We start from the raw sequence: 702 nt of genomic DNA, 5'->3' as shown, positions 1-702 counted from the left end.
ACCGTGCAGCCCAGACCGGCAGCGATCCGGGTATCCCTCGTCCCCTCGGCGGCTGCCAGAACGATCCTGGCGCGCCGGACCAGGCGCTGCTCGCTGCGACCCGAGGCGATGATCTGGTTGAGTTTGCGGCGCCGTTTGGTCGTCAGTCTGGCCTGCACCGCGAGGGCGGCAGGGCTCATCGGGTCCTCCCACGCCCCCGGCAGGCGCCACGGCCCAGGTACACCGGAGGGGCAGGCCGGGCAGGGCCACCCGGACAAGACCTGGGCGGGCCAGCGCCTATCCCACCACCCCGCCGCCGGCGGGCAGAGTGGCGGGCATGCCGGTACCACCCAGACGCCTCAAGGACGACGTCGAGGGGACAGTCGACCACCATGCGTCGACGACCCACCCGACTCTGCAGGAGATCACGATCCGCTGGCGCGGCGGCTACGGCTACCTCGACGCCTGGGCCGGCGCCGGCGACGACAACGACGAGAAGATCCCGCTCTGCCGGATCGAGTACCTCGGCGGCAACGACTGGGCCTTCGCGCTCCACGACCCAGCCACCGAGACCTACACCGACGCCGTCCTGACCACCGGCCACCACATCGGCACCCCGACCGACGCCTACGACACAGCCGCCCTGACCCACCTCACCGACTACCAAAAGTAACGATCAAGCCCTCGGTGGAACCGCAAAGAACTACTGAGGCGCTGCACTAG

The 702-nt window shown here is 69.9% G+C and carries 1 protein-coding gene; it reads left to right on the top strand.

The features are described 5' to 3' along the window. Positions 1 to 316 precede the first annotated feature (316 nt). The gene (locus tag U9977_RS26755; protein WP_322752042.1) at positions 317 to 652 is read left to right on the top strand and encodes a hypothetical protein; all 336 of its coding nucleotides are present in this window, start codon (positions 317 to 319) and stop codon (positions 650 to 652) included. Positions 653 to 702: the final 50 nt, after the last annotated feature.

It is taken from the genome of Protofrankia sp. Cas8 (assembly GCF_963555845.1).
Taxonomy (GTDB): Bacteria; Actinomycetota; Actinomycetes; order Frankiales; family Frankiaceae; genus Protofrankia.
This window is presented reverse-complemented; position numbering and strand designations above follow the sequence as displayed.

Bases quoted from the DNA above. Each gene is read 5' to 3' on its own strand.
- U9977_RS26755 (WP_322752042.1), top strand. From the start codon at position 317: ATGCCGGTACCACCCAGACGCCTCAAGGACGACGTCGAGGGGACAGTC.